This window comes from Lentzea cavernae, assembly GCF_014653695.1.
Taxonomy (GTDB): domain Bacteria; phylum Actinomycetota; class Actinomycetes; order Mycobacteriales; family Pseudonocardiaceae; genus Lentzea; species Lentzea cavernae.
The window spans coordinates 46,809-73,162 of sequence record NZ_BNAR01000015.1 but is presented as its reverse complement, the minus strand read 5'-3'; the positions used below and the strand labels follow the sequence as shown (position 1 = coordinate 73,162).

The following is a 26,354-nucleotide window of genomic DNA, read 5'->3' as shown; positions in this document are numbered from 1 at the left end:
CAGAACGTTGAAGACTCTCAGCGACCTGCTCGCCGAGGGTGTCGCAGGTCGGCGCGTGCTCGTGCGCGCCGACCTGAACGTCCCCCTCGACGGAGACAAGATCACCGACGACGGCCGCGTGCGCGCGTCGGTCCCGACGATCAAGGCCCTCGCCGACGCGGGCGCCCGCGTGGTCGTCACCGCTCACCTCGGCCGCCCCAAGGGTGAGCCGGACCCCAAGTTCTCCCTGGCCCCGGCCGCCGCTCGCCTCGGTGAGCTGCTCGGCACCGAGGTCCCGCTCGCTTCCGACCTCGTCGGCCCGTCCGCCACCTCCGTGGTCGGCTCGCTGACCGACGGTGGCGTCGTGATGCTGGAGAACGTCCGCTTCGACGCCCGCGAGACCTCGAAGGTCGACGCGGAGCGCGCGGAGCTCGCGGACGAGCTCGCCTCGTTCGCGGACGCGTTCGTGTCCGACGGCTTCGGTGTCGTGCACCGCAAGCAGGCCTCGGTCTACGACGTGGCGCAGAAGCTCCCCGCGTACGTCGGCGGTCTCGTCGAGGCCGAGCTCGGTGTGCTGCGCAAGCTCACCGACGACCTGGAGCGCCCGTACGTCGTGGCGCTCGGCGGGTCGAAGGTGTCCGACAAGCTCGGCGTCATCGCGAACCTGCTGTCCAAGGTCGACAAGCTGCTCATCGGCGGCGGCATGGCGTACACGTTCCTCAGGGCCCAGGGCCACGAGGTCGGCACGTCGCTGCTGCAGGAAGACCAGATCGACCAGGTCAAGGGCTTCCTCGCGGAGGCCGGGAAGCGCGGCGTCGAGCTCGTGCTGCCGGTCGACGTGCTGGTCACGGCCGAGTTCGGCAACGTCGAGCACGAGGTCGTCTCGGCCTCCGAGATCCCCGCCGACAAGATGGGCCTCGACATCGGCCCGAAGTCGCGCGAGCTCTTCGCGTCGAAGCTCGCCGACGCCAAGACCGTGTTCTGGAACGGCCCGATGGGCGTCTTCGAGATCGAGACCTACGCCGGCGGCACCCGTGCCGTCGCCGAGGCCCTCGTGAAGTCCGAGGCGTTCACCGTCGTCGGCGGCGGCGACTCGGCTGCCGCGGTGCGTGCGCTGGGTCTGCCCGAGGACGGCTTCTCGCACATCTCCACCGGTGGTGGCGCGTCTCTCGAGTTCCTTGAAGGCAAGGAACTCCCCGGCATCAGCGTTTTGGAGTCCTGATGGCAGCCCGGCTCCCGCTCATCGCGGGCAACTGGAAGATGAACCTCAACCACCTCGAGGCCATCGGCCTCGTGCAGAAGATCGCCTTCTCCCTCCCGGAGAAGTACTTCGCCAAGGTCGAGGTCGCCGTTCTCCCCCCGTTCGTCGACATCCGCAGCATCCAGACGCTGGTCGACGGCGACAAGCTGCTCATCAAGTACGGCGCGCAGGACATCTCGCAGCACGAGTCCGGCGCCTACACCGGTGAGATCTCCGGCAAGATGATCGCCAAGCTCGGCTGCCACTACGTGGTCGTCGGGCACTCCGAGCGCCGCGAGTACCACGGCGAGACGGACGCGATCATCAACGCCAAGGTCAAGGCGGCGCTGACGAACGAGGTCACGCCCATCTTCTGCTTCGGCGAGAAGCTGGACGTCCGCGAGGCCAAGGGCCACCTGGAGCTGGTGCGCCAGCAGCTGGAGGACGGCCTCAAGGGCTTCACCGCGGAGCAGGTCGCCAAGATCGTGTTCGCCTACGAGCCCGTGTGGGCCATCGGCACCGGTCGCACCGCCTCCTCGGCCGACGCGCAGGAGGTGTGCTCGCTGGTCCGCTCGTTCGTCGCGGAGAAGTACGGCGAGGAGACCGCCGCCGTCGTCCGCGTGCTGTACGGCGGTTCGGTGAAGTCGTCGAACATCGGCGAACTGATCCAGCAGAAGGACGTCGACGGTGCTCTTGTCGGCGGTGCCAGCCTTCAGGCCGACGAATTCACCAAGCTGTGCGCATTGGCTGCCGGCGGGCCGCTGCCCTAAGTTGACCAAGTGCCGACCGCCTGCCCTGGCCGTTGTTCCGGTGTCTCGCTGAACACCGAAAACCGGCGGCTAAGGTGGGCGGTCAGCGCACTTACTCCCTAATCCCACTGGTTGCACACGTTCGGCAGTCGAACAGGTACTCTGTGGCGTCGGCTGCCTGACAGCGAGGAAGAAATGATCCTGTTCCTGCAGATCCTGTTGATCGTCTCCAGCGTGCTGCTGGTGCTGCTCGTGCTGTTGCACCGCGGCCGTGGTGGCGGCCTTTCCTCGCTGTTCGGCGGCGGTATGCAGTCGAGTCTGTCCGGTTCCTCCGTTGTCGAGAAGAACCTCGACCGCCTGACTCTGTTCGTCGGCGCGATCTGGGTCATCGCCATCGTGGGCATCGGGCTGCTGATCAAGCTCCCCGGAGCCTGATCTTCCGTTCAGCGGCAGAAGCCCTCAGGGGCTTGGGGTAGTAACCACTTGGTGGGGGTGTAACGGTCGATGTCCGGTGGTAACGCGATTCGCGGTACCCGCGTCGGCGCAGGCCCGATGGGCGAATCGGAGCGCGGCGAGTCCGCGCCTCGTCGTCGGGTGTCGTACTGGTGCGCGAACGGTCACGAGTCCCGGCCTTCCTTCGCGGTCGACGCGGATGTACCGGAGAACTGGGACTGCCCGCGCTGCGGCCTGCCGGCAGGTCGTGACGAGCAGACGCCACCCGCGCCTCCGCGCAACGAGCCCTACAAGACGCACCTTGCGTACGTGAAGGAGCGGCGCTCCGACGCGGACGGCGAGGCGATCCTCGAAGAGGCTCTCGCCAAGCTCCGTCGTCAGCGCGAAGTGCCGTAAGTCTGGCTCGCGATACATTTCTGAACAATGCGAAAGGCCCCCTCTACTGCGGAGAGGGGGCCTTTCGCACGTCCGGGTGTTATCGCCTCAAGCCGGAGAACTGACGGCGCAGCATCGCGGCTCCGACGAGCAGGAAGAACAGCAGCACCACGAGCGTGCTGGTCGTGCCGCCCGACGAGCTGGACAGCGTCACGTCCACGTTGCCCACGAGCACGATGCCGCACTCCGCGCGCACCTTGTGGCGGCCGGGCTCGATGTTCGCGAACCGCACCGGAGAGGTGAAGGCGCCGTTGTCGTCGGCCGTGGTCTTGCCGACGTCCTGGCCGAGCGACCTCAGCGTCACGTTCGCGCCCTTGGGGCAGCCCGTGCCGGTCGCGGTCAGGTCGTCACCGGGCTGGATGTTGTCCTTGTCCAGGACGAGGACGCCGTCGTCCGGGTTGGTCAGCGCGTCGGTGGACGACGCCGGCGTCGACGAGTCCGTGGTGGTCGTGGTCGTCGTCGTGGTGGTGGTCACCGGGGGAGTGGTGGTGGTCGTGACGGCCGGTGGGCGCGTCGTCACGGGCGGGTTCGTCACCGGCGGGTTGGTGACAGGCGGCTGCGTGGTGACGGGCGGCCGCGTCGTGGTGGTGGTCGGCGGGATGCGGACCGTGAAGGTGTTGGACGCCGAGCTCGCCGTGCACGAGGTGGGCTGGACCGTCACGCGGTGGCCACCCGCCGTGGCGTTCGCCGGAACCGTTGCCGAACCGGAACCCGTGCCGTTGCTGCTGCCGGAGCCGCTGCCCACTACTGTCTGGCCGTCCCAGAGAACGCGCACGGTGGGGAACTCGCACGTCCGGGGGAAGTAGATCCCGGTCCACGAGACCTTGAAGCCGGATCCGGGGGCGCCGGCGTTGGGGCTCAGGGTGAGCGCCGGCGGCTGCTGGGCCGTCGCCGGTGTGGCGACCAGCACCGTAACACCGGCCACCATGGCCACGAGTAAGCCTAAAGACCGCATTCCCTCTCCCCGGATCAGAACCTAAGGTGCGCTAAGTGAGACGTCGCATGGCCGGTGCAGGTTTACTGCTGTGGTGCGGAATTATGCTGCTCCCGTCAACGGCGTCCGCACAGGGCGGGTCGGTGATCCTCGAGGCCGATGTGGACGGTAGGCCGGTCGGAGTAGGGAATCTGGTCCTGGACCCGTCGCAGACCGCCAAGGTCTCCATCACGGTCCGCAACAACACGAACACCGTGCAGCGCGTGAAGACCGTGCGCATCAGCGGCACCGCGCTGGCGTTGACCTTCTTCGCTTACGACACAACGGTTCCGTTCGACGTGCCGGCGAAGTCCTCCGAGACCCGTTCGTTCCCGCTGGAGCCCACCGACCTCGGCTCGCAGGCGATCGGTCTCCTCCCGGTCACGGTCGAGGTCATCGACGTGCAGCGCGAGAGCATCGCGTCCGTCGAGACGACCGGGGACGTGAAGGGGTCGCTCTGGTCGGTCTACGGGGCGTTCGGCCTGGGCGTGCTCGTGCTGACCGCGCTGTCGTGGGCGGGGGCGCTGCTCGCGCTGGCCCGCCGGCGGCTGCCCGCGAACCGGTGGCAGCGGGCCATGCGGTTCCTGCCCGCCGGCATCGGGACGGGACTGGTCGCGGTGATCTCGTTGTCGGTGCTGCGACTGGTGGCGCCGTCGCCGACGGCGGAGATCCCGTTCATCGTCGGTGCCGCCGCGGCCGCGTTCATCCTCGGCTACGTGACACCGCATCCGGGTGAGCAGCAACCGTCCTCAGTGGATGCGGAGACCGTGAGGTTCCGGCTGTGAACCAGTCCAGTGTGGTCGCCGCCCTGCCGCAGTACGCCGTCGGCGAGCAGATCGGCGAGGGCGGCATGGGCGTCGTCTACGGCGGTGTGCACCGTCAGCTCGGCCGTCCCGTGGCGATCAAACGGCTGCCGCACGCCGTGGCCGAGGACCCGAGGATGAGCGAGCGCTTCGAGCACGAGGCGCGGTTGCTGGCCCGTCTCGACCACCCGCACATCGTGCCCGTCTACGACTACGTCCGTCAGCAGGGCGAGCACCTGCTGGTGATGGAACGGCTCGACGGCGGCACGGTCTGGTCGCGGTTCGCGGGCGACGGCCTGACCGCGCAGCAGTCGTGCGGGATCGTGCTGGCGGCGTTGTCCGGACTGCACGCGGCGCACGAGGCCGGTGTGCTGCACCTCGACGTGAAGCCCAAGAACCTCCTCTTCACCTCGAACGGCGCGGTGAAGGTGGCGGACTTCGGCATCTCCCAGGTCGTGTCGGAGGGCGCGACGCTCGTGACGCACGGTGGCGCGGTGCTCGGCACGCCCGCGTACATCGCGCCGGAACAGGCGATGGGCAACCCGCTGTCGCCGGCGGCGGACGTCTACGCGACCGGCACGATGCTCTACGAACTGCTCTGCGGCGACCTGCCGTTCGAACGCGGTGGCGGTCCGATCGCGATGATCCAGAAGCGGGTGTTCCAGGAACCGCGGCCGTTGCCGAAGGTGCCGGAACCACTTGCGGGCGTGGTCATGCGCAGCATCGCGCGCGAACCGGAGGCGCGCTACCGCAACGCCGAGACGTTCGCGATCGACCTGGCGAGCGCGGCGGGGCACCTGTTCGGTCCTGACTGGCTCGTGCGCCTCGGTATGCCCGTGCACCTCGCACCGCAGGTGTCGGCGTCGTCCACGCGTCCGTCGCTGCGGCCCGTGCCCGAACGCGACACGGTGACGCTCACGGGGCAGCGGATCCGGGCCACGCTGGTCGACCCGGTCCCGGCCGCGCGGCTGAGCGGCAGCAGCACGCTGGTGCCGGCCGCGCAGGTGATCAAGCCGCCGTCGACGCCGTGGGCGTTGTGGCTGGTGGCCGCGCTCGCGTTGATCGCCATGGTCGTCGTGCCGTTCGTGGCGACGGCGAACACGCTCACGACGTCGGTCACGCTGGACCTCGCGGATCCGGTGAAGGCCGAGGGCACGCACCTCGTCGTGACGGCGGCGGGGATCCCGATCGCGGACGTGCCGGAGCGCACGCCGGAGGGCTTCGTGCTGCCCGGCGTCACGCGGTGGATCGTCGGCGGCGCCGTGCGGGCCCAGGTCGACGAGCAGCCGCCGTTCCTGCTGGTGTCGAGCCAGACGCCGTGGCTGAGCCTCATGGGCACCGGTTCGGTGCTGTTGCTGCTGTTCGCGTTCGCGTACCTGGAGTCGAACCTGCGCGCGTTGCGGCGGCGGCAGACCGGCGTGGCGGCGATCATCGCGTCGGTGCCGCTCGGGCTCGTGCTGGGGCTCGCCGTGTGGCTGCTGGTGTCGGTGCTGCTCACGCGCGAGCCGACGATGTCGATCGCGCTCACCTGCGGTGTGCTGGGTGCGGCGGCGGCGTTGAGCGCGTCGCTGGCTTCTAAGCGGCCCTGACCGCTCGTTCGAACAGGTCCGCGAGCTCCTTCGCGTACTCGGAGACGTCGGTGTCCGGCCGGGTCATCAGCTCGGCCGGTGCCGCCTCCATCGCGGCCAGCACCGACACGGCCATCACGCGCGGCGAGAACGCCCGCAGTTCGCCGAGCGCCTGGCCCTCGCGGAACATGTCCTCCAACTCGTCCAGTGTGGCCGTGTTCTGCGCCTCCGCCCACGCCCGTGCGGCTTCGGCGTCGCGTGCGGCGGCCGCGATCTGGGAGATCGCGATGAGCTCCGCAGGGTGCTCGGCGCAGTAGTGCACGAAGCCCTTGATGAGTTGCCGTAGCGCCGTGACGTGGTCCGTGGCGTTCTCGGTGTACGCGGTCAGCGCCCGGTCCATCGAGTCGTGCACGGTCAGCATGACCTGCTTCATCAGTTCCCCGCGCTTGGCGAAGTGGTACGTGATGAGGCCCGGGCTGATCTCCGCACGCTGGGCGATCTGCACGAACGACGCCTTGGCGTACCCGATCTCGGCGATCGTCGCGATGGTCGCGGCCACGATCTGACCGCGCCGGGCGTCCTCGATGAAGCTGCGCTTCTGGCCGCCCGGCCGATTTTCTGGTTGCATGAACAGCATCCTAGTTGAGCAACTAGTTCGGGGGGAACGATGATCAGTCGAAAGGTGTTCCTGAAGTCCGTCGCGGGTGCCGTCGCGCTGGCGAGCGTCAGCGGAACGGCGTCAGCGTCGCCGGGGAAGCGCGGCGGGGTCTGCTACGACGTGGGCGTGCTGCACGCGGCAGGGGGCCCGTTGAGCCGGGTGCGGTGGAGCCGCCGGCTGCTGGAACGGGAGATCGGCCTGATCGCCGATCTGCGGTGCCCGTCGATCACGGCGTTCGGCACGGAGCTCGGCCGCCTCGCCGAGACGACGGACGTGGCACTGCGCCGCGGTCTGAAGGTCTTCGTGCAGCCCCGTCTCTACGACCACCCGCAGGACGAGGTCCTGGAGCACATGGCCGAGGCCGCGCGCACGGCCGAGCGGAAGCGGCGTGGCGACGACATCACGTTCGTCGCCGGCTGCGAGCACTTCCTGTTCACGCCGGGCATCATCCCCGGCGACACGTTCCTGGACCGGCTCGCGAACATCCCGGCGATCACGGACTGGCCCGCGGTCATCCAGCGCTTCCGCGAGTTCATGGCGCGGGCCGTCGAGGTGGCGCGCCGGGAGTTCCGCGGCCGCATCACCTACGGCGCGGCCGCGGGCGCCGACGCCGAGTGGAACGACTGGTCGTTGTTCGACCTGGTCGGCCTCGACTACTACCGGCACTTCGAGACCGACACCGAGTACGCGACGGACCTGGAGCGGTACCGGCGCTGGGGCAAGCCGCTGATGGTCCTCGAGTACGGCTGCTGCACGTTCACCGGCGCCGCGGAGGCGGGCGGGCTCGGCTGGGACATCGTCGACTGGGAGGCCGTCCCGCCGGTGATCAAGCCCGGCTACGTGCGGAACGAACGCGAGCAGGCCGACCACGTCGCCCGCATGCTGCGCGTGTTCGCCGCACAGCCCGATGTCGAGGGCTCACACCTGTACTCGATCATCGCGCCGGACTCGCCGCACCACCCGACGTCCCGCGATCTCGACTACGACATGGCCTCGTACAGCTTGCTGCGCACGGTTCGTGAGCGGTTCGACGACGAGAGATCGCCTTACCGCCTGGAGCCCAAGAAGTCGTTCCACGCCTTCCAGCGCTTCAATCGTTGATGACGCGTTCCCTCGGGAACGACGCCGTCACCAGGAAGCCGCCGTCCTCGGTCGGCCCCGCCGAGAACTCGCCGCCGAGCAACGTGGCGCGCTCGCGCAGGCCGACCAGGCCGTGACCTCCGCCGGGCAGCGACGACGACGGGCTCGACGGGGCGGTGTTGCGCACCTCGACCTGCACGTTGTCGTCGTACTGGGCGTCGATGAAGACCGTCGCGCTCGCTCCCACGGCGTGCTTGCGGATGTTGGTCAGGGCCTCCTGCACCGTCCGGTAGACGGCACCGGACACCGGTGCGGCCAGGTCCTCGACCGGGCCCTTGAGCTGGATGGTGACCTCGAAGCCCGCGTCGGCGGCCAGGTCGGGCAGGTCGTCGAGACTCGGCTGGTTGTCGTCCGTGGTGCGCAGGACGGACACCAGCTGACGGAGCTCGTCGAGCGTGCGCGTCGACAACGTGCGGATGGTGCCGGCGACCTGCTTGTGCTCGGCGTCGACCACGGCCATGCGCAGCGCGCCCGCCTGCATGGCGATGAGGCTGACCTGGTGCGACACGACGTCGTGCATCTCGCGAGCGAGCTTTGCCCGTTCGTCGGCACGGATGGCGTGCGCGTGCAGCACACGCTCTCTCTCGCGGGATTCGGCCAGTTCGGAGATGCGGTCCGACAGCTGCTGGCGGACGTGCACCAGCAGGCCGATCGCGATCGGCAGGCCCGAGACCAGGAAGCCGTAGATCGCCGAGTGGAAGTGGCCCGACGCGGGCCTCTCGATCAGCTCCTCGAACGGCCAGGCCACGAACCTGCAGAGCCACACCAGCGCGGCCGCGAGGCCCGTCTGCCAGCCGCCGACGTAGCGGCGGGCGACCGAGTACAGGGCGATCATCGCGGCGAGCTGCGACCAGCCGACGAAGAAGCCGGGGATGGTCAGCACCAGCGTCAGGAACGGGAACCGGCGGCGCAGCACCAGCGCGCCGACCGCGAGCCAGTTGAGCCACAGCTGGTAGTCCTCGATCGGCGGGAGGTCCGTGATCGGGTCGGCTTCGAGCCACAGCCCGTACAGCCAGACGTCGAGCACGGCGAAGAAGATCAGCGCCAGATCGGCGAGGACCTGGCGGTAGTCACCACTCAGCGGCCAGCGCGAACCGGCCGCGGTCTCCTCCGACCGTCTGGCCGGAAGCAGCGTCGTGGTCAGGATCCGACCTCCCCTGTGAGCCTTCTGACCCTCACCGTACTGCGCGTATGCGGCGGTTGGCATTGGCTGCCCCTTCACCCCGACCTGCCCCGTCATGGGGGTAAGACGCCCGCACACGCGAATCTGTACGGCTGTTGGCTCACATATGTGCTACCGCACACGCTCGTGCGAGCGCGTGCGGTAGCCACAGCACTACTAAGGGCATGTCTTCCAGGAGAACTGGTAGGTCGTGTCGATCGCACCGTCCGTGGAGTCCATCGAGACGAAGCTCGTCGTCGTGGCCGTGTTCGACGAGCCGGGGTAGACGCGGAGCTCTGTGTTGATGTTGAAGTTCCGCTTCTCGCCGCACGGCGAGTAGACGATCGCGGCGACCTCGGTCGTGTCCGTGGCCTGCCAGTCGTCGCTGTGCGGGCCGTTGTACCGGTGCTGCGCCGAGTCGTTCTGCGACATGCCCTGGAAGTAGTAGTTGGCCTTCTGGATGGCGTACGCGCCTCTCTCCAGGTGCGCGAACCCTCTGTAGTCGGCCTGGGCGATGCCGTAGGTGAAGCCCTGCGGGACGTTGACCCTCAGGTTGAGCTGGCAGTTCTTGCGGAAGTCGGTCGGCCGCGCGCCGACGCCGACCTGGGCCAGGTAGTCGCTGTAGGTGACGGTGAACGCCTTGTTGTCCTCCGAGACCGCGACGGCCGCCGTGCCGGCCGGGCAGCCCGAGCCGTTGACGGTGACGACGTCGATGGTGATGTGGTCGGGCGGCGGCGTCTCGTTCGGCGCGCCGGGTGGGATGACGATGACCGAGGCCAGCAGGGCAGCGGCAACCGCGTTGAGCATGGGGGCACCTTTCCAACGCAACGTGCAGGGTGTGGCGGCGGTTGGACTTCGGTGGCGGCGGCCTTTATCGGGAAATCAGCAGCGCTTCCAGGAGAAGTGGTGCAGAGTGCGCACTTCTCCGCGTTGGTGGTCCATGGTCATGAAACTGTTCGCATTGGCGTCCGAGCTACCTTTGTCGACGCGCAGGGAGCTGTTGACGTTGAGATTCTTCTTCTCGCCGCACGGCGCGTAGACGATCTCCGAGAACTCGGTTCGATGAGTGATCGACCAGTTGTCGTCGAACGGCCCGTTGAAGCTGTGCTTCCACGTGGTGGTGGCCGATTGTCCCTGGAAGTAGTAATTCACCGTCTGGTACCCGCTGGCGCCGGGTTTGAGGTACCCGTAGCCCGCGTAGGTGGCTTCCGCGATGCCGTACGAGAAGCCCTGCGGGACGTTGACCTGCAAGGTCAGCTGGCAGTTCTTCCGGAAGTCGGTCGCACCGGCGCCCTTGCCCGCCTGGGCCAGGTAGTCGCTGTAGATGACCCAGAACGAGGTGTTGTCCGGGGAGACGACCACTTCGGCGGTGCCCTGCTTGCACCCGGAACCGTTCACCGTCACCACGTCGATCGTCACGCGCTCGGTAGGAATCGTCGCGGCGTGAGCGGGTGCTGACGACAATGTGAACAGCACGGCCAGAGCGGCTGCTGCCGTCGCTTTACGCATGAAGTTGGCCTTTCCTGGTGCCTCTTTCTCAGCGTGGAGCGGCAGCGGTGCCGCGAAGGTTAGCGCAGACCCTCAACCAATGGTGTGATCCAAATGGCCCATGTCATCCTGATGGAGCAGTTCGTGAAGAATTACCAGAAATAGTCGGCCACCTGGTGCTGAGGGAACGAATAGTTTCAGGCATACTTGCCGACATGTCGCTGGCTGGGCTGGTGCTCGTGGTCGAGGACGAGGACCCCGTGCGGAGGTACACCGTGAGCCTGCTCGAGGAGCTGGGCTTCACCGTCCTGCAGGCCACCGACGGCGTCGAGGCGATCGCGCTCGTGCGCGAGAGGTCCGCCGACATCATCGCGATGCTGCTCGACCACAGCATGCCCGGCCTGTCCGGCGAGGAGGTGCTCGCCGAGCTGGAGCGCGAGGGCCTGACCGTGCCGGTGGTGCTGACCAGCGGCTACGACCGCGCGTCGCTCGAGCGGCGGTTCGCCGGGCACGACATCGCCGGCTACCTGCAGAAGCCGTTCCGGATCGAGACGCTCGACGAGACGGTCCGCCGCGCCGTGACCGGCCGGGCTCAGGCGTCCTGACTCAGGACCTGGCGGACGCGTTCGAGCAGGACCGATTCCACGTACGGCTTGGTGATCAGCACCTCGTCGTCGAGGAACTCGTCGGTCGTGTACCCGGACATGTAGATCACGGCGGGCGCCGCGCCGGTCGAGCGCAGCAGCCGGACGAGCTCGGGGCCGCCCATCTTCGGCATCACGACGTCGGTGAGCACGAGGTCGATCGTGCTGCGGTGCGCCGTGGCGAACTGCAGCGCCTCCTGGCCGTCGCCCGCCTCGATCACCGCGTAGCCCGCGGTCTCCAGCGACCGCCTGGTCATGATCCGCACCTGCGCGTCGTCCTCCACGAGGAGCACCGTGCCGACGCCCTGGTGCGTGGTGGTGCGACGCGCGCACGGTGCTTCCGGCGTGCCGTTGTGTTCGATCGGCACCGGCAGGTAGACCTCCACGGTCGTGCCCTCGCCGGGTGCGCTGATCAGCTCGATCTGGCCGCCGGACTGCTGCACGATGCCGAACACCGTGGACAGGCCGAGTCCCGTGCCCTTGCCGACCGGTTTGGTGGTGAAGTACGGCTCGAACACCTGCGCCTGCACGTCCGGGGCCATGCCGGCGCCGGTGTCCTGGACGCGCATCACGACGTACTCGCCCGGCCGCACGCCGACGATGCGGCCGGTGTCGTCGCCGTGCAGGGGCCTGTTCGCGATCTCGACCCTGAGCAGGCCGCCGTCGGGCATGGCGTCGCGGGAGTTGACCGCGAGGTTGAACAGGATCTGCTCGACCTGGCCCGCGTCCGCCCACACCTGCGCGACGTCCTCGGGCAAGTGCATCTCCAGCTCGATGTGGTCGCCGACGAGCGTGCGCAGCATCGAGTGGACCTTGGTGAGGTTCTCCTTGAGGTCCAGGGACTCCGGGTGCAGGACCTGCTGGCGGGTGAACGCGAGCAGCTGCCTGGTCAGGTTCGCGGCCCGTTCGCCCGCGTGCCTTATGTCCTCGATCGCCGTGCGCCTCGGATCGTCCTGGAGGGTGCGGCGCAGCAGCATCTCGCTGTTGCCGTTCACGACCGTGAGGATGTTGTTGAAGTCGTGCGCGATGCCACCGGTCAACCGGCCGATGGCCTCCATCTTCTGTGCGTGCCGCAGCTGCGCTTCCGTCTCGCCGACGCGTTCTTCGAGACGTGCGCGCGCGTCCTTCAGCTCCTGCATCAGCCTGATGCTCCGCAACGCGCTGCTGAGCTGCTGCTGCACGGCCTCGTAGATCCAGCCGGGCTTCGGGCCCTCCTCGAAGATCACGTACCCGAGGTGGTCCTCGTCGGTGTAGAGCGGGGCGACGAGCGCGCTGAACGGGACGTCGCGCCGGAACGGGTACGGCGTCAGGTTGATCGTGGGGAACGGTGTGGCCGTCGGCGCCTTCAGCTCGCCGCTCTCGTACCGGACGAGTGTGCGCGCCGTGCCTGGCGTGTCGTACGCCATGACGTGACAACCGGGGATGGCGAGGCGGGGGAGTTCCTCGGCGAGGGCGTTCGTCAGCTCGTAGACGTCCCTCGACGCGATGAGCCTCTGCCCTGCTTCACGCACCGTCTGGTCGTGACGCTCGTGCGAGAGGTACTTGAAGCGCGCGTCCGTGGCGAACGCATCGCCCAGGAGCAGCTGCACGCGCAACCACAGGTCGTTGATGATCGTCGCGTCACTGATGCGCGCCGTCACGAACCGATGCAGGTCGAACAGCGGTGGCCACCACTGCGCCGGTTCACACCCGACGCGCGCGCTCCAGCGGATGTACTCGGCCAGCAGCTTCAGGAACTCGGCACCCTCGACCTCACCGCGCCCCGCCGCCATCAGCTCGACGACGAGCTGCTCCGCCCAGCCGTCCGGCAACGACCCCGAGGCCTGCCCGAGCGAGTCGCGCAGGTGGTCGGCGACCGTGGACGCCGTCGCGGACTCGTTGATGGTGAGCCGGTCGTGCGCGGGAGCGTGGTCGCCGAGCCCGGACGGCAGGCAACCGCACGACCGCCGCACGATCAGCTCGGTCGGCATGGTCTGGCGGTGACGCGTGTGCTCGCCCTTCACCAGTGCCACGGCCAGTTCCACGGCGCGAAAGCCCATCTCGCGGAACGGCGCGCGCACGGTGGTGAGATCGTTCGTGCGAACGTTGGTGTGGTTGTCGTACCCGACGACGGCGATCTCCTCGGGCGTGCGGAAACCCATCTCCTCCAGCGCGGACACGACACCGATCGCGTAGTCGTCGTTCGCGGCCGCGATGGCGTCCGGCGGTTCCCCGGCACGGGCGAGCATCCGGCGCACGGTGTCGGCGGCGCGGTTCGGTTCCCAGATCAGCGACCCCGGCATGCTCACGAGGGCCGGGTCGAACGCGATCCCGTGGTTGCGCAACGAGTCCGCGTAACCCCAGAACCGCTCTTGGGCGCCCGCATGCGTTTGCGGCCCCCTGATGAACGCGATCCTGCGCTTGCCGTGCACCTCGATGAGGTGGTCGACGGCCTGCTTCATCCCGTTGCGGTTGTCCATCAGGATGGTGGGCCATTGCGCGAGAGGCGTCTCCACACTCACGATCGGCATCGGCGCGTACTGCTTCACGTACTCCTGCATGCCCTCGGAGCCGATGAGCTGCCCCACGCGCGTGCTCCACACAACGAGCGCATCGATGCGGTTCGGCGAAATGAGGTCGTAGACGGTGTTGGCCCGTCGCTTGTGCGGATCCGGGTGGTCCAACTCGCTGCCGACGAAGCAGACCAGGTCGCACCCGTGGTGCCGAGCGCCGTCACTCACACCGCGCCACTGCTCACCCGCGAGCTCGATGAGCGGTCCAGCGGTGATCATCCCGATGGTGGGACGTCGCCTCGCACTGCCGTCAGCCACAAAACCCCCGCTACTCAACGCGATTGGGGATGATACGCGTTGTCGGGGGGAATGCCTGCCGTGTTACCGGGGAGAGTGGTGAGCGCTGAACTGGAGGGCCTGGCGTCGAACCCGGCGCTACCGGCCCCCTTGCTCGACCGTTTGGCCGCCATCCCGTCGTTGGCGCCCTTGCTGGCCGAACGTGCAGACCTGTCGGCATCCCACGTGCGCACCCTGCTCTCTCACGGCAACCCCTCAGCCGTGCACACACTGCTGGAGAAGGGATTGGTCCATCCGGCGGACGTCCCCGTCGCCAACGAGTCAGTAGCACTCGTCCTGACCGGCCACCCCGCCACGGACTCCTCCCTGACCCGCGCGCTGGCGTTCCACCCGGACCCCACCGTCCGCCGGCGCCTCCCCGAACACGCTCACTCCCTGCCCGCGGACGTGATCGACCGCCTGGCCTGCGACACCCCGGAGGTGGCCGCCGAACTGGCCGCCTCCCACGCCCTTCCCCCTGCTGTGACTTGGGCGTTGAGCCGCCACCCGAGCATCGACGTGCGCCGCGCCGTGGCCGCCAGCTCCTTCACTTCGGCTCCGGTGCTGGTGGCCCTGAGCTCTGAGGACGACCTCGCCCGCGAGCTGGCGTCGAACCCCGCCACACCACCGCCGGTGGCCGCGGACCTGGTGCGCCACCACGCCTCCCGCTACTTCCTCGCCTCGCGCACCGACCTGCCCGTGCCGGTGTACGAGGAGCTCGCGTCGGAGTTCGAGCCCGGCATCCTCACCCGGCTCGCGTCGAACCCGGCCGTCCCGGCGCACGTGCTGCGTCAGCTCACCGACACCCGCGCTTTGCGGCACGTGCTGCTGCGCAACCCGGCGGTTCCGCTCGACCTGCTGGTGGAGCTGGCCCCGGTCGCCCGCATCGGCTCTGATCCGGTGCCGCGCATCGCTTCTGCTTCTGCCGCCGAGCTTCGTGAGCTGGCGGCGTCACCGGTGGCGCAGGTGCGGATGATGGTGGCCGCGCGGCCCGATCTGCCCTTGGACGTGGTCGCCGGGTTGGTGGGCGATCCCGATGACGGTGTCGTGGCGGCGGTGGTGACCAGCCCTTCGGTTTCGGTCGCGCAGCTGTGGGAGCTGGTCTCGCGCCCTGGGGTGTTTCCCCGTGTGGCGCTGAATCCCTTGTGTCCGGCCGAGTTGTTGCAGCACATGGCTTTGCGGGGTTCTTCGGTGGGGGAGACCTGCCGGGCGATTGCCCGGCACCCGAACGCATCGGGGGAGACTTTGTTGCTGTGCTTGGGAGATGCCCAGGCCCGGTACCTCGCCGCCGGTCACCCCCATCTGCCGGTGGACGAGATCGTCAGGATGCTGGGCAGTGAGTTCACGGCGAGGGCGGCGGCGTCGAACCCCTCGCTGCCGGTGCGGGTGATGGAGCGCCTGGTGCCGGTCAGTCCCACCACTTGATCAGGTTGGTCTGCTCCTTGCGGACCACGTACCCGTTGGCCGCGTAGAACTCCCGCGCGTCCACCCGGTTGGCCCCCGTCACCAGCCGCACCCCGAACGCGCCGTCGGCACGCGCCCACTCCTCGCCGGCGGCCAGCAGCGCCCACCCCGCACCCCGGCGCTGGTGCCGGGGCGAGACGGCCAGGGTGATCAGGTTCTTCAACGGCCGGTGGTAGGTGTTCTCGTAGTCGCTGAGCTGGACGTACCCGAGCACCTCCGCGCCGTCGACGGCCACGAGCAGCACCACGTTGGGAGCCTTGATGATGCGCTCCAACTGGGCCAGCGTGTCGGGCAGCGGGAACTCGTAGCCCAGCGCCTCGCGGTTGATCTGGCAGATCGCCGGCGCGTCCTCCGCCAGCACGTCCCGGATGTGCAACACGACCCCCTCGGTTGACCCCTCCACCCAACCACGTCTCGATCCCGAACTCACCTCCCCCGATCGCACCCCGGCCGCACTGGGCGGGACGGGCGAATCGGCTGGACACAAACGGGAACCGGCTGGAACGCTCGACCGTCGAGGTGATGACGGTGCGCCGACGACGCTTCGACCTGCCCGCCGTGTTCGAGTTGCTGCTCGGGGTGCCGACGGTGCTGAGCAGCCTGCTGCTGGTCGGCCTCGTCGGCAGGGCCGTGGTGCCGGAGCGGCTGTGGTTGTTCCCGGTGCTGTGGCTGGTGTCCGGGCTGGTCGTGTTCGTGCCGCTGATGGACCGGGCGATCGCCGTCCTCGCCCTCAACCTGCGCGGGCCGACAGGGAAGGAGCGCGCTGTGCTGGAGCCGTTGCTCGAGGAGGTGTGCGGGGCGGCGGGGGTGGATCCGGTGCGGTACTGGCTGCGGATCGAGAACTCCAAGGAGATCAACGCGATGGCGGTCGGCGGGCACGTCGTGGCGGTGTCGACGGCGGCGCTCGGGTTGCCCGCGCGGCAGTTGGAGGCGGTGCTGGCGCACGAGGTCGGGCACCACCTCGCCGGGCACACCAGGATCTCGTTGTTGCGGTGGTGGTACGAGTTGCCGGCGCGGGCGGTGGTGCGGCTCGTGGTGCGCACGGGGGCGGGCGTCTACGGCATCGGGCGGAGGATCGGCACCTGGTGGGCGCTGGCCGCCAGCGTCGTGGTGATCGTGGGGCTGGCGGCGGTGGCGGTGGTGGCGAGTCCGTGGGTCTTGCTGGTGCCGGTGATCGCGCCGTTGCTGGCGCTGTCGAGCAGGCGGACCGAGTTGTACGCGGACCGGATCTCGGCCGAGCTGGGGTACGGGCCGATGTTGCTCGAGGTGTTGCAGCGGTGGGTGAAGCAGGGGCACGACGAGCAACGCGCCAGGGCCGGCCTCAAGGCGCGGATGCTGGCCTCGCACCCGTCGTGCGCGCATCGCATCAGGAAGCTGCACGAAAAGGAAAGGCCCTCAGGCCGGAGCCTGAGGGCCTGACGTCAAGCCAGTGGCGGTGTGAACAACGCCGGGACCTTCGAGGAGGCCGCCGTGTCCAGCAGCCACAACGTCCTGCGCTGCCCCGTGGCACCCGCGGCGGGCAGTTGCACCTCGCCGGCGCCGGTCAGGGCCATGGCCACCGCGGCGGCCTTGGCCTCGCCTGTCGTCATCAGCCAGACCTCCTGCGCGCGCCGCACCGACGACAACGTCAGCGAGACACGGGTGGGAGGCGGCTTCGGGCAGTTGCGCACGGCGACGACCGTGCGTTCCTCCTCGTGCACGGCAGGGGAGTCGGGGAACACCGACGCCACGTGCCCCTCCTCGCCGACGCCCAGCAGGCACACGTCGAACGTGGGCACGTCGCTGTGGTCCTCCGGCCGGGCCAACGAGGCGAGCACGTCCGCGTAGGCCGCGGCGGCCGCCTCGGGGTCGTCGCCGAACTTGCCGTCCGAGGGCTCCATCACGTGCACCCGCGACGGGTCCAGCGGGACGTGGTCCAGCAGGGCGGCGCGGGCCTGCGTCTCGTTGCGATCCGGGTGCCCGGAAGGCAGGAAGCGCTCGTCGCCCCAGAACAGGTCGACGCGCGACCAGTCCACGGCGTCGCGTGCCGCGTTGCGGTTCAGGTGTTCCAGGACGGCGGTGCCGGTGCGGCCGCCGGTCAGCACGACCGACGCGTGGCCGCGTGCGGCCTGGGCGTCGACCATGCGGGTGACCAGGCGTGCCGCCGCGGCGGCGGCCAGGAGGTCGCCGTCGCGGTGCACCACGACTTGGGGAGTGCTCACGAACTCGCCTTCGCCTTGGACTTCTTCGCGACCGGGGCGGCCGCCTCGCCGTTCGACGCGTCCGCGGCCTGCTCCTCGGACTTCGGAGCGTGCGCACGGCCCTTCGAGACCTTCGCCAGCGACTTCAGCGCCGCCGCGTAGACCTCGTCGGGGTCGAGACGGCGCAGCTCCTCGGCGAGGCAGTCGCGCACCGAACGGCGCTGCAGCGCCACCCTGCGCTCGGGCTGGCCGGGCTGCGAGAGCGTGCCCACCTTGCCGTCCGGGCGCAACAGGTCGACGTCGCCGGACGGGCGGACGAGCCGCACCTCCACGATGCCCTCACCCGACGTCGCCTTGAAGCGCTTGGCCGGCACCTTCAGCCGGTCCGACAGCCACGCGGCGAGCAGGTCCGTGGACGGCGAGTCGGCCTCGCCGGTCACCTCCGCCTCCGAGACCTTCTCGTACGGGGGCAGGTCCAGCGACGAGGCGAGCATGGCGCGCCACAACGTCAGGCGCGTCCACGCCAGGTCCGTGTCGCCCGGCGCGTAGTGCGCACGTCGGGTCTCCAGGGCCTTGATCGGGTTCTTCTCGGCGGCCGCGTCGGTGATGCGGCGCTGCGCGAGCTGGCCGATCGGGTCCTTCGACGGCGACACCGGCGCGTCGAACGGCCACCACGCCACGACCGGGGTGTCCGGCAGCAGCAGCGGCATGACGCACGAGGCGCCTTCCTTGGCCAGTTCACCGTAGAGCCGCAGCACGACGACTTCCGAGGCACCCGCGTCGCCACCGACGCGGATCTGCGCGTCCAGGCGGGGAGCCGCCTGACGAGCGCCGCGGGCCACGACGATCACGCGACACGGGTGCTCGCGCGAGGCGTCGTTGGCCGCGTCGATCGCGGCGTCGGTGCGCTGGCCGTCCTCCGTGACGATCACGAGGGTCAGCACGCGGCCCAGGGTCGTCGCACCGCCTTCGTCACGGAGGCGGACCAGCCGCGAGTTGATCTGGGAGGTGGTGGTCGAGGGCAGGTCGATGATCACGGACGCCTCCACTGCCTTCCGGTCCTGGAGGTCATCGTCTCCGCCGACGGCGGGCCCCAGGTTCCGGCCTTGTACTTCTCCAGAGCGGGTTCGTCCTTGCGCGCCCAGAAGTCGAGGATCGGGTCGAGGATCTCCCAGGAGAGCTCGACCTCGTCGTTCTTCGGGAACAGCGACGGCTCACCGAGCAGCACGTCGAGCAGCAGCCGCTCGTAGGCCTCCGGCGACGACTCGGTGAACGAGTGGCCGTAGCCGAAGTCCATCGTGACGTCGCGGACCTCCATCGTGTTGCCCGGCACCTTCGACCCGAACCGGATCGTCACGCCCTCGTCCGGCTGAACCCGGACCACCAGGGCGTTCTGACCGAGCTCCTCGGTCGCGGTGTCGTCGAACGGCAGGTGCGGCGCCCGCTTGAACACCACGGCCACCTCGGTGACACGACGGCCCAGGCGCTTGCCGGTGCGCAGGTAGAACGGCACCCCGGCCCAGCGGCGGGTGTTGACCTCGCAGGTGATCGCGCCGAACGTCTCGGTCTTCGACTCGGGCGAGAAACCGCCCTCCTCGAGCAGGCCCGGGACCTTCTGGCCGCCCTGCCAGCCACCGGTGTACTGACCGCGCGAGGTGGTCTCCTCGAACGGCTGCGCGGGACGCGTCGCCGAGAGGATCTTCACCTTCTCCGCGCGCAGGTCGGCCGGCTTGAACGAGACCGGCTCCTCCATCGCGATCAGCGCGAGCAGCTGCAGCAGGTGGTTCTGGATCACGTCACGCGTGGCGCCGATGCCGTCGTAGTACCCCGCGCGGCCACCGAGACCGATGTCCTCGGCCATGGTGATCTGCACGTGGTCGACGTAGTTCGAGTTCCAGATGGGTTCGTACAGCTGGTTCGCGAACCGCAGCGCCAGGATGTTCTGCACGGTCTCCTTGCCGAGGTAGTGGTCGATGCGGAACACCGACTCCTCGGGGAAGACCTCGTTGACCGTGCGGTTGAGCTCCTTGGCGGAGGCCAGGTCGTGACCGAACGGCTTCTCGATGACGACGCGGCGCCACTGGTCCGGTGCCGTCTGGGCGAGGCCCGCGCGCTTGAGCTGGTTGACCACCGTCGGGAACGCGCCCGGCGGGATCGACAGGTAGAACGCGTGGTTGCCGCCCGTGCCGCGCTCGGCGTCCAGGGCGGCCAGGCACGAGGCCAGGTTGTCGAACGACGCGTCGTCGTCGAACGTGCCCTGCACGAACCGGATGCCTTCGGCGAGCTGCTGCCACACGGCCTCGTTGAACGGCGTGCGCGCGTGCTCCTTGACGGCGTCGTGGACGACCTTCATGAAGTCCTGGTCGGCCCAGTCGCGGCGGGCGAACCCGACGAGACCGAAGCCCGGCGGCAGCAGACCCCGGTTCGCGAGGTCGTAGATCGCCGGCATGAGCTTCTTGCGCGACAGGTCACCGGTGACACCGAAGATGACCAGCGCGCTCGGGCCCGCGATGCGGGGCATGCGCTTGTCGCGCGCGTCCCGCAGCGGGTTGTTCCACTGGGCGGCGGATGTGGTCACGAGCCGTCCTCCTGGACTGCCTCGACGAGCTGGGCCAGTCCGGAGATCCGGTCCTCGAGGTGCAGGCGCAGCACCGGGCGACCGTGCTCGGCGAGCACCTGACCGTCGCCGAGCGCCTGCGCGAGCTGCAGCTGCGCCAGCGTGTAGGGACGGCCGGGCACCTCCAGGTCGTCGCCGGACTCGCCGGTGATCTGGACGAACACGCCGTTCTGGTGACCGCCCTTGTGGTACTGGCCGGTCGAGTGCAGGAAGCGCGGGCCCCAGCCGAACGTGGTCTGCAGGTGCGTCTTCTTCGCGATCTCCGCGCGCAGCAGCTCGAACGACGCGTCGTCGATCCTGTCCAGGTACGCCTGGACGGAGATGTAGCCGTGCTCGGGCGCCACCTCGACGATCGCCGCCAGCGCCTCCGCGACGGTGTGCACCTTGCGCGGCGCCCAGTCCGTGCCGTGGCCCTGCACCGGACCGTCCACGAAAGACGGAACGGTCGCGGCGACGGCCGGCGCGTCGAGCAGCGCGCGGGAGGCCTTCTTCGCGGCCTCGACGTCGGGCTGGTCGAACGGGTTGATGCCGAGCACCCGGCCGACGAGCGCGGTCGCGTACTCCCACAACAGGAACTGCGCGCCGAGCTTGCCCTCGACCGCGACGTGCGCGGAGCCGGTGGCCGGACCGATCGCGACGGTCGTGGCGTCGGAACGCGCGTCCACGAAACCGGGAGCGCCGGGGCCCTCGACGACGACCGGCAGCAGGCCGGTGCCGTTCTTGCCGGTCGACTCGGCGATCAGCTGCTCGGCCCAGTCGCCGAAGCCCTTGATGCCGGAACCGGTGTCGGCGAAGACGATCTTCTCGGCACCGTGCGCGTGCGCGGCGCCGAAGATCCCGGCGAGGACGACGGCGGGGTTCTCGGCGGAGTCCTCCGAGACCAGCTTCGCGACCTCGGCCGCGTCGTCGAGGAGTTCCTCGACGTCCGCACCGGCCAGGTAGGACGGCACCAGGCCGAACGCCGTCAGCGCCGAGTACCGGCCGCCGACGTTCGGGTCGGCCAGGAACACCTTGCGGTAGCCCGCTTCCTCGGACGCCTTCTGCAACGGCGAGCCGGGGTCGGTGACCACCACGATGCGCGACGCGGCGTTGATGCCCGCGTCGGTGAAGGCCTTCTCGAAGATGCGCCGGTGGCTGTCGGTCTCAACGGTCCCACCGGACTTGGACGACACCACGATCACCGTGCGCTCGAGGTCACCGGCGAGAGCGTCGGCGACCTGGGCGGGATCGGTGGTGTCCAGCACGACCAGCGGCACGCCCGCGGTCCGCGTGATCACCTCGGGGGCGAGCGACGAGCCGCCCATCCCGGCGAGCACGACGCGGTCGACGCCCTCGGCGTGCAGTTCCTCGCGCAGTGCCACGAGATCGGGGAGCAGAGCACGGGACGTCTCGTGCAACGTCGTCCACGAGAGGCGAATGCTCGCCTCGGACTCGGCTTCCGGCCCCCACAGGGTCGGGTCCTGCGCGGTCAGCTTGCTCGGCACCGAATCCGCGACCAGGTCAGCAGCGATCGTGCTGACCTGGTCGGCGTTCGGTGACCTCACGATTTCGACGGAGGTCACTTGGTGATCAGCCCTTCAGTTGAGCCAGTTGGTTCTTCACCGTCTCGAGCAACTCCACCCAGGACTTCTCGAACTTCTCGACGCCCTCGGTCTCCAGCGCGACGAACACGTCCTGGAGGTCGATTCCCACGGCGGCGAGCCGGTCGAACACTTCCTGGCCCTCGGCAGCGCGACCGGTGACCGTGTCACCGGTGATCTTGCCGCCGTCGGCGACCGCGTGCAGCGTCTTCTCCGGCATCGTGTTCACGACGTCGGCGACGACGAGCTGGTCGACGTAGAGGGTGGGGGAGTAACTCGGGTCCTTCACACCGGTCGACGCCCACAGCGGACGCTGCGCGTGGGCGCCGTCCGCCTTGAGGGCCTCCCAGCGCTCGCCCTGGAACGTCTTCTCGAACGCTCCGTAGGCGATCCACGCGTTGGCGAGGGCGGCCTTGCCCTTGAGGGCGGTCGCCTCGTCCGTGCCGATCTTGTCCAGGCGCTTGTCGATCTCGGTGTCCACCCGCGACACGAAGAACGACGCGACCGAGTGGATCGAGCGCAGGTCGTGGCCGTTCGCCTTGGCCTGCTCGAGGCCCGCGACGTAGGCCTCCATGACCTTCTCGTACCGCTCGACGGAGAAGATCAGCGTCACGTTGACGGAGATGCCCTCGGCGATCACCTTGGTGATGGCCGGGATGCCCGCCTCGGTCGCCGGGATCTTCACCAGCAGGTTCGGCCGGTCCACGGTCTTCCACAGGTCCTGCGCCTCGGCGACGGTCTTGTCCGTCTCGAACGCGAGGCGCGGGTCGACCTCGATGGAGACGCGGCCGTCCACACCGTTCGTCGAGTTGTAGATGTCGCGGAACTTGTCGCACGCGTTGCGCACGTCCGTGGTCGTGACCTCGCGGATGGTCGCCTCGACGTCGGCACCGCGCGACGACAGCTCGCGCACCTGCTCGTCGTAGGACTCGCCCTTCGACAGGGCGCCCGCGAAGATCGTCGGGTTCGTCGTCACGCCGACGACGTTCCAGTCGCGGATCAGCTCGTCCAGGTTGCCGCTGGTGAGCCGCTCGCGGGACAGGTCGTCGAGCCAGATGGAGACTCCGGCGCCGGACAGGGCGTCCAGATTCGGCTTGCTCACTTGTTACCCCTCACGTTGTCAAGGGAACGGCGTGCGGCGGCGACGACGTCGTCCGTCGTGAAGCCGAACTCCTTGAACAGGACCTGGTAGTCGGCCGAGGCACCGAAGTGCTCGATCGAGACGATCTCGCCGGCGTCGCCGACGTAGCGGTACCACGGCTGCGCGATACCGGCTTCCACCACGACGCGCGCCCTGACCGAGGACGGGATGACCGACTCGCGGTACTCGGCGTCCTGCTTCTCGAACCACTCGATCGACGGCATGGAGACCACGCGCACTGCAACGCCCTCGCCCTGCAGGACCTTCCCCGCCTCGGCGGCGACCTGCAGCTCAGAGCCTGTGCCGATGATCACGATCTCGGGGTTGTCGTCACCGGAGAGCACGTAGCCGCCGCGCTTGACGCCCTCCGCGGAGGTGCCCTCCAGGATCGGCAGGTTCTGCCGGCTCAGCGCGAACCCGACCGGGCCGAGCTGCTCGATGGTGGCCTTCCAGGCGTACGCGGTCTCGTTCGCGTCACCGGGGCGGACGACGGCGAAGTCCGGGATCGCGCGCAGGGCGGCGAGGTGCTCGATCGGCTGGTGCGTCGGGCCGTCCTCGCCCAGGCCGATGGAGTCGTGCGTCCACACGTACGTGACGGCGGCCTGCATGATCGCGGCGAGGCGCACCGACGGGCGCATGTAGTCGGAGAACACGAGGAACGTGCCACCGAACGGGCGGGTCGGGCCGTGCAGCGCGATGCCGTTGAGGATGGCGCCCATGGCGTGCTCGCGGACACCGAAGTGCAGCACGCGGCCGTACGGGTCGGCCTTCCACATCTTCGTGGAGATCGACTCCGGGCCGAACGACTTGGCGTCCTTGATCGTGGTCAGGTTCGACTCGGCCAGGTCGGCCGAACCGCCCCACAGCTCGGGCAGGCGCTTCGCCAGCCCGTTGATGGCCTCACCGGAGGCCTTGCGGGTCGAGATCTCCTTGCCGCCCACCTCGTAGGCGGGCAGGTCGGCGTCCCAGCCCTGCGGCAGCTCGCGGGCGACGAGGCGGTCGAGCAGCTCCTTGTTCTCGGCGTTGGCCGAGGCCCACGCGTCGAAGCTCTTCTGCCACTCGGCCTTGGCGTGCTCGCCGCGCTTGACGACCTCGCGGGCGTGCGCCAGGACCTCGTCGGCGACGTCGAAGGACTTCTCCGGGTCGAAGCCGAGGATCTCCTTGGTGGCCTTGACCTCGTCGACGCCGAGCGCCGCACCGTGCGCGGCACCGGTGTTCTGCTTGTTCGGCGCAGGGAAGCCGATGATCGTGCGCAGCAGGATGAACGACGGCTTGTCGGTGACGGCCTTGGCCTTCTCGACGGCCTCGAGGATGCCCTTGACGTTCTCGCCGGACTCCACGACCTGGACGTGCCAGCCGTAGGCCTCGTAGCGCGCCGCGGTGTCCTCGGACAGCGCGATCGTCGTGTCGTCCTCGATGGAGATCTTGTTGTCGTCGTAGAAGACGACCAGGTTGCCCAGCTGCTGCGTGCCCGCGATCGACGAGGCCTCGGAGGTGACGCCCTCCTCGATGTCACCGTCGGAGGCGATCACGAAGATGTGGTGGTCGAACGGGCTCTCGCCCTGCGCGGCGGACGGGTCGAACAGGCCGCGCTCGCGGCGGGCGGCCATGGCCATGCCGACGGCGGAGGCGAGACCGGAGCCCAGCGGGCCCGTCGTGATCTCGACGCCCCTGGTGTGGCCGTGCTCGGGGTGGCCCGGCGTCTTCGAGCCCCACTTGCGCAGGTGCTTGAGGTCGTCGAGCTCCAGGCCGTAGCCCGACAGGAACAGCTGGACGTACAGCGTGAGGCTGGAGTGGCCCGCGGAGAGCACGAACCGGTCGCGGCCGATCCAGTCCGCGTCGGCGGGGTCGTGCCGCATGACGCGCTGGAACAGCGTGTACGCGAGCGGGGCGAGGCTCATCGCCGTACCGGGATGGCCGTTGCCGACGTTCTGCACGGCGTCCGCCGCGAGCACGCGCGCGGTGTCGACGGCGCGCTTGTCGAGATCGGTCCAGTCGTCAGGCAGATCGGCCTTGGTGAGCCGGGCGATGTCGTCGGTGACGGTCACGGACTTACAGCTCCAAACTTGTCGCTAGGGCGGGTGCGCAGCCCCTTCGGAATCGATCCCGAAGAGCCTCACCCGCGTCTCTCCCACGTCCTCCGGCCAGCCTAGTCCTGGAAGATTCAGAAGGTGCTCCGAAAGGTCCCAGGCACATGTGTGGCGGGGCACACCAGCACCCGAACGGGCTGTGAATTCTTCCCGCGGTTACCATCAGTCGCTGGATTTCCCACCACTTGCTACACGAGGAGCGTTCACGCGATGAGTGCCGGCAATCTCGTTGCTGAGGCCCCGCAGAGGACGCCTCGCCAGGTGGTCGGCGCCTACGTGGCGCTCACCAAGCCGCGGGTCATCGAGCTCCTGCTGATCACCACGATCCCCGCGATGCTCCTCGCCCAGCACGGCCTGCCGCCGCTGTGGCTGATCGCCTGCACTCTCACCGGCGGTACCCTCGCCGCGGGGTCGGCAAACGCCCTCAACTGCTTCGTGGACGCCGACATCGACTCGGTCATGAAGCGGACGGCCTCCCGCCCGCTCGCGCACAACGCCATCCCCCCGCGCAACGCCCTGATCTTCGGCATCGCGCTCGGCGTCTTCTCGTTCGCGTTCCTGTGGATCTTCGTCAACCTGATGTCGGCCGCGTTCGCGGTGGCGACCATCCTCTTCTACATCTTCGTCTACACGCTGGTCCTCAAGCGCCGCACGTCCCAGAACATCATCTGGGGCGGCATGGCGGGCTGCATGCCGGTGATCATCGGCTGGAGCGCGGTGACGGGCACCGTCGAGTGGCCTGCCCTGGTCATGTTCGGCGTGATCTTCTTCTGGACCCCGCCGCACACCTGGGCCCTCGCGATGAAGTTCAAGGAGGACTACGCCCGAGCAGGCGTGCCGATGCTGCCCGTGGTGGCCACAGCTCAGCAGGTGACGCGGCAGATCGTGATCTACAGCTGGATCACCGTCTTCTGCACGCTCGCCCTGGCTCCGGTCACCTCGTGGATCTACGTGGCGATCGCGGCGCTGTCCGGCGTGTGGTTCGCCGTCTTCGCGCACAAGTTGCACAACGTCGTGCGCCGCGGCGGATCCACGAACACCATGAAGTTCTTCCACATGTCGAACCTCTACCTGATGCTCGTGTTCTGCGGTCTCGCCGTGGACGCCGTGGTCGGGTTGCCGGTGCTTGGCTGGCCGTTCTAGCTGCACCTCCAGGCGTACG

At 69.0% G+C, this 26,354-nt stretch carries 24 protein-coding genes; 11 read left to right on the top strand and 13 right to left on the bottom strand.

Annotated features, from left to right (window positions below):
* The first annotated feature begins 7 nt into the window (after positions 1 to 7).
* The 4 genes from IE307_RS36040 (at position 8) to IE307_RS36025 (ending at position 2,817) form a co-directional block, all read left to right on the top strand.
* Positions 8 to 1,201 carry a phosphoglycerate kinase gene (locus IE307_RS36040; RefSeq protein WP_191303909.1) on the top strand — a complete coding sequence of 398 codons (1,194 nt, stop codon included), beginning with the start codon at positions 8 to 10 and terminating at the stop codon, positions 1,199 to 1,201.
* On the top strand, positions 1,201 to 1,989 hold the full coding sequence (gene tpiA, locus IE307_RS36035; RefSeq protein ID WP_191303908.1) for a triose-phosphate isomerase: 789 nt from the start codon (positions 1,201 to 1,203) through the stop codon (positions 1,987 to 1,989). The genes IE307_RS36040 and tpiA overlap by 1 nt, the downstream gene beginning before the upstream one ends.
* 174 nt (positions 1,990 to 2,163) lie before the next feature.
* On the top strand, positions 2,164 to 2,403 hold the full coding sequence (gene secG, locus IE307_RS36030) for a preprotein translocase subunit SecG (protein WP_030478109.1): 240 nt from the start codon (positions 2,164 to 2,166) through the stop codon (positions 2,401 to 2,403).
* A gap of 69 nt (positions 2,404 to 2,472) precedes the next feature.
* Positions 2,473 to 2,817 (top strand): RNA polymerase-binding protein RbpA, encoded by a 345-nt coding sequence (locus IE307_RS36025; RefSeq protein ID WP_191303907.1) that lies wholly within the window; start codon positions 2,473 to 2,475, stop codon positions 2,815 to 2,817.
* 79 nt (positions 2,818 to 2,896) lie between these two features.
* On the opposite strand, the gene IE307_RS47080 is transcribed toward IE307_RS36025, so the two are convergent.
* Positions 2,897 to 3,784 carry a hypothetical protein gene (locus tag IE307_RS47080; protein WP_229905416.1) on the bottom strand — a complete coding sequence of 296 codons (888 nt, stop codon included), beginning with the start codon at positions 3,782 to 3,784 and terminating at the stop codon, positions 2,897 to 2,899.
* A 110-nt stretch (positions 3,785 to 3,894) separates the two neighbouring features.
* Between IE307_RS47080 and IE307_RS36015 the strand changes: the two genes are divergently transcribed.
* Together IE307_RS36015 and IE307_RS36010 are read left to right on the top strand one after the other, a co-directional pair.
* Complete coding sequence (locus IE307_RS36015) at positions 3,895 to 4,614, top strand: hypothetical protein (protein WP_229905415.1); 720 nt, start codon at positions 3,895 to 3,897, stop codon at positions 4,612 to 4,614.
* Entirely contained in the window at positions 4,611 to 6,221 is a 1,611-nt protein-coding gene (locus IE307_RS36010; RefSeq protein WP_191303906.1) for a serine/threonine-protein kinase, read from the top strand. Before IE307_RS36015 ends, IE307_RS36010 begins: the two co-directional genes overlap by 4 nt.
* Here the strand turns inward: IE307_RS36010 and IE307_RS36005 are convergent.
* Positions 6,208 to 6,828 carry a TetR/AcrR family transcriptional regulator gene (locus IE307_RS36005; RefSeq protein WP_191303905.1) on the bottom strand — a complete coding sequence of 207 codons (621 nt, stop codon included), beginning with the start codon at positions 6,826 to 6,828 and terminating at the stop codon, positions 6,208 to 6,210. The genes IE307_RS36010 and IE307_RS36005 overlap by 14 nt on opposite strands.
* 39 nt (positions 6,829 to 6,867) lie before the next feature.
* Here IE307_RS36005 and IE307_RS36000 point away from each other — a divergent pair, with 39 nt between their 5' ends.
* The gene (locus IE307_RS36000; protein WP_191303904.1) at positions 6,868 to 7,959 is read left to right on the top strand and encodes a glycoside hydrolase family 113 protein; all 1,092 of its coding nucleotides are present in this window, start codon (positions 6,868 to 6,870) and stop codon (positions 7,957 to 7,959) included.
* Here IE307_RS36000 and IE307_RS35995 read toward each other — a convergent pair.
* The 3 genes from IE307_RS35995 to IE307_RS35985 form a co-directional block, all read right to left on the bottom strand.
* A complete protein-coding gene (locus IE307_RS35995; RefSeq protein ID WP_191303902.1) occupies positions 7,949 to 9,205 on the bottom strand; it encodes a sensor histidine kinase in 1,257 nt (418 codons plus the stop codon). The two genes, IE307_RS36000 and IE307_RS35995, sit on opposite strands and share 11 nt — an antisense overlap.
* Positions 9,206 to 9,337: 132 nt before the next feature.
* Positions 9,338 to 9,967: a DUF4360 domain-containing protein gene (locus IE307_RS35990; RefSeq protein ID WP_191303901.1), complete on the bottom strand. Its 630-nt coding sequence runs from the start codon at positions 9,965 to 9,967 to the stop codon at positions 9,338 to 9,340.
* Positions 9,968 to 10,042: 75 nt separating this feature from the next.
* Complete coding sequence (locus tag IE307_RS35985; protein ID WP_229905414.1) at positions 10,043 to 10,579, bottom strand: DUF4360 domain-containing protein; 537 nt, start codon at positions 10,577 to 10,579, stop codon at positions 10,043 to 10,045.
* A gap of 284 nt (positions 10,580 to 10,863) precedes the next feature.
* Here IE307_RS35985 and IE307_RS35980 point away from each other — a divergent pair, with 284 nt between their 5' ends.
* The gene (locus IE307_RS35980) at positions 10,864 to 11,253 is read left to right on the top strand and encodes a response regulator (RefSeq protein ID WP_191303897.1); all 390 of its coding nucleotides are present in this window, start codon (positions 10,864 to 10,866) and stop codon (positions 11,251 to 11,253) included.
* Here the strand turns inward: IE307_RS35980 and IE307_RS35975 are convergent.
* Complete coding sequence (locus tag IE307_RS35975) at positions 11,241 to 14,063, bottom strand: substrate-binding domain-containing protein (RefSeq protein ID WP_191303896.1); 2,823 nt, start codon at positions 14,061 to 14,063, stop codon at positions 11,241 to 11,243. The genes IE307_RS35980 and IE307_RS35975 overlap by 13 nt on opposite strands.
* A gap of 117 nt (positions 14,064 to 14,180) precedes the next feature.
* On the opposite strand from IE307_RS35975, the gene IE307_RS35970 reads away from it, so the two are divergent.
* The gene (locus IE307_RS35970) at positions 14,181 to 15,545 is read left to right on the top strand and encodes a hypothetical protein (RefSeq protein WP_191303895.1); all 1,365 of its coding nucleotides are present in this window, start codon (positions 14,181 to 14,183) and stop codon (positions 15,543 to 15,545) included.
* Here IE307_RS35970 and IE307_RS35965 read toward each other — a convergent pair.
* Complete coding sequence (locus tag IE307_RS35965; protein ID WP_191303894.1) at positions 15,529 to 15,963, bottom strand: GNAT family N-acetyltransferase; 435 nt, start codon at positions 15,961 to 15,963, stop codon at positions 15,529 to 15,531. The genes IE307_RS35970 and IE307_RS35965 overlap by 17 nt on opposite strands.
* 149 nt (positions 15,964 to 16,112) lie before the next feature.
* Here IE307_RS35965 and IE307_RS35960 point away from each other — a divergent pair, with 149 nt between their 5' ends.
* Positions 16,113 to 17,003 (top strand): M48 family metalloprotease, encoded by an 891-nt coding sequence (locus IE307_RS35960; protein ID WP_191303893.1) that lies wholly within the window; start codon positions 16,113 to 16,115, stop codon positions 17,001 to 17,003.
* Between the two features lie 2 nt (positions 17,004 to 17,005).
* On the opposite strand, the gene pgl is transcribed toward IE307_RS35960, so the two are convergent.
* Genes pgl through tkt form a run of 6 tightly spaced genes read right to left on the bottom strand, consistent with a single transcriptional unit; the run spans position 17,006 to position 25,150 of the window.
* Positions 17,006 to 17,785, bottom strand: coding sequence for a 6-phosphogluconolactonase (gene pgl / locus IE307_RS35955; RefSeq protein WP_191303892.1), 780 nt, complete (start codon positions 17,783 to 17,785; stop codon positions 17,006 to 17,008).
* Complete coding sequence (gene opcA / locus IE307_RS35950) at positions 17,782 to 18,801, bottom strand: glucose-6-phosphate dehydrogenase assembly protein OpcA (RefSeq protein WP_191303891.1); 1,020 nt, start codon at positions 18,799 to 18,801, stop codon at positions 17,782 to 17,784. The genes pgl and opcA overlap by 4 nt, the downstream gene beginning before the upstream one ends.
* Positions 18,798 to 20,285 carry a glucose-6-phosphate dehydrogenase gene (gene zwf / locus IE307_RS35945; RefSeq protein ID WP_229905438.1) on the bottom strand — a complete coding sequence of 496 codons (1,488 nt, stop codon included), beginning with the start codon at positions 20,283 to 20,285 and terminating at the stop codon, positions 18,798 to 18,800. Before zwf ends, opcA begins: the two co-directional genes overlap by 4 nt.
* A gap of 53 nt (positions 20,286 to 20,338) precedes the next feature.
* The gene (locus IE307_RS35940; protein WP_229905413.1) at positions 20,339 to 21,925 is read right to left on the bottom strand and encodes a phosphoglucose isomerase-related protein; all 1,587 of its coding nucleotides are present in this window, start codon (positions 21,923 to 21,925) and stop codon (positions 20,339 to 20,341) included.
* Between the two features lie 25 nt (positions 21,926 to 21,950).
* Positions 21,951 to 23,063: a transaldolase gene (gene tal / locus IE307_RS35935; protein WP_191303887.1), complete on the bottom strand. Its 1,113-nt coding sequence runs from the start codon at positions 23,061 to 23,063 to the stop codon at positions 21,951 to 21,953.
* Entirely contained in the window at positions 23,060 to 25,150 is a 2,091-nt protein-coding gene (tkt, locus tag IE307_RS35930; protein ID WP_191303886.1) for a transketolase, read from the bottom strand. The genes tal and tkt overlap by 4 nt, the downstream gene beginning before the upstream one ends.
* A gap of 252 nt (positions 25,151 to 25,402) precedes the next feature.
* Here tkt and IE307_RS35925 point away from each other — a divergent pair, with 252 nt between their 5' ends.
* Positions 25,403 to 26,335, top strand: a complete 933-nt coding sequence (locus IE307_RS35925) for a heme o synthase (RefSeq protein ID WP_191303884.1) — start codon at positions 25,403 to 25,405, stop codon at positions 26,333 to 26,335.
* Positions 26,336 to 26,354: the final 19 nt, after the last annotated feature.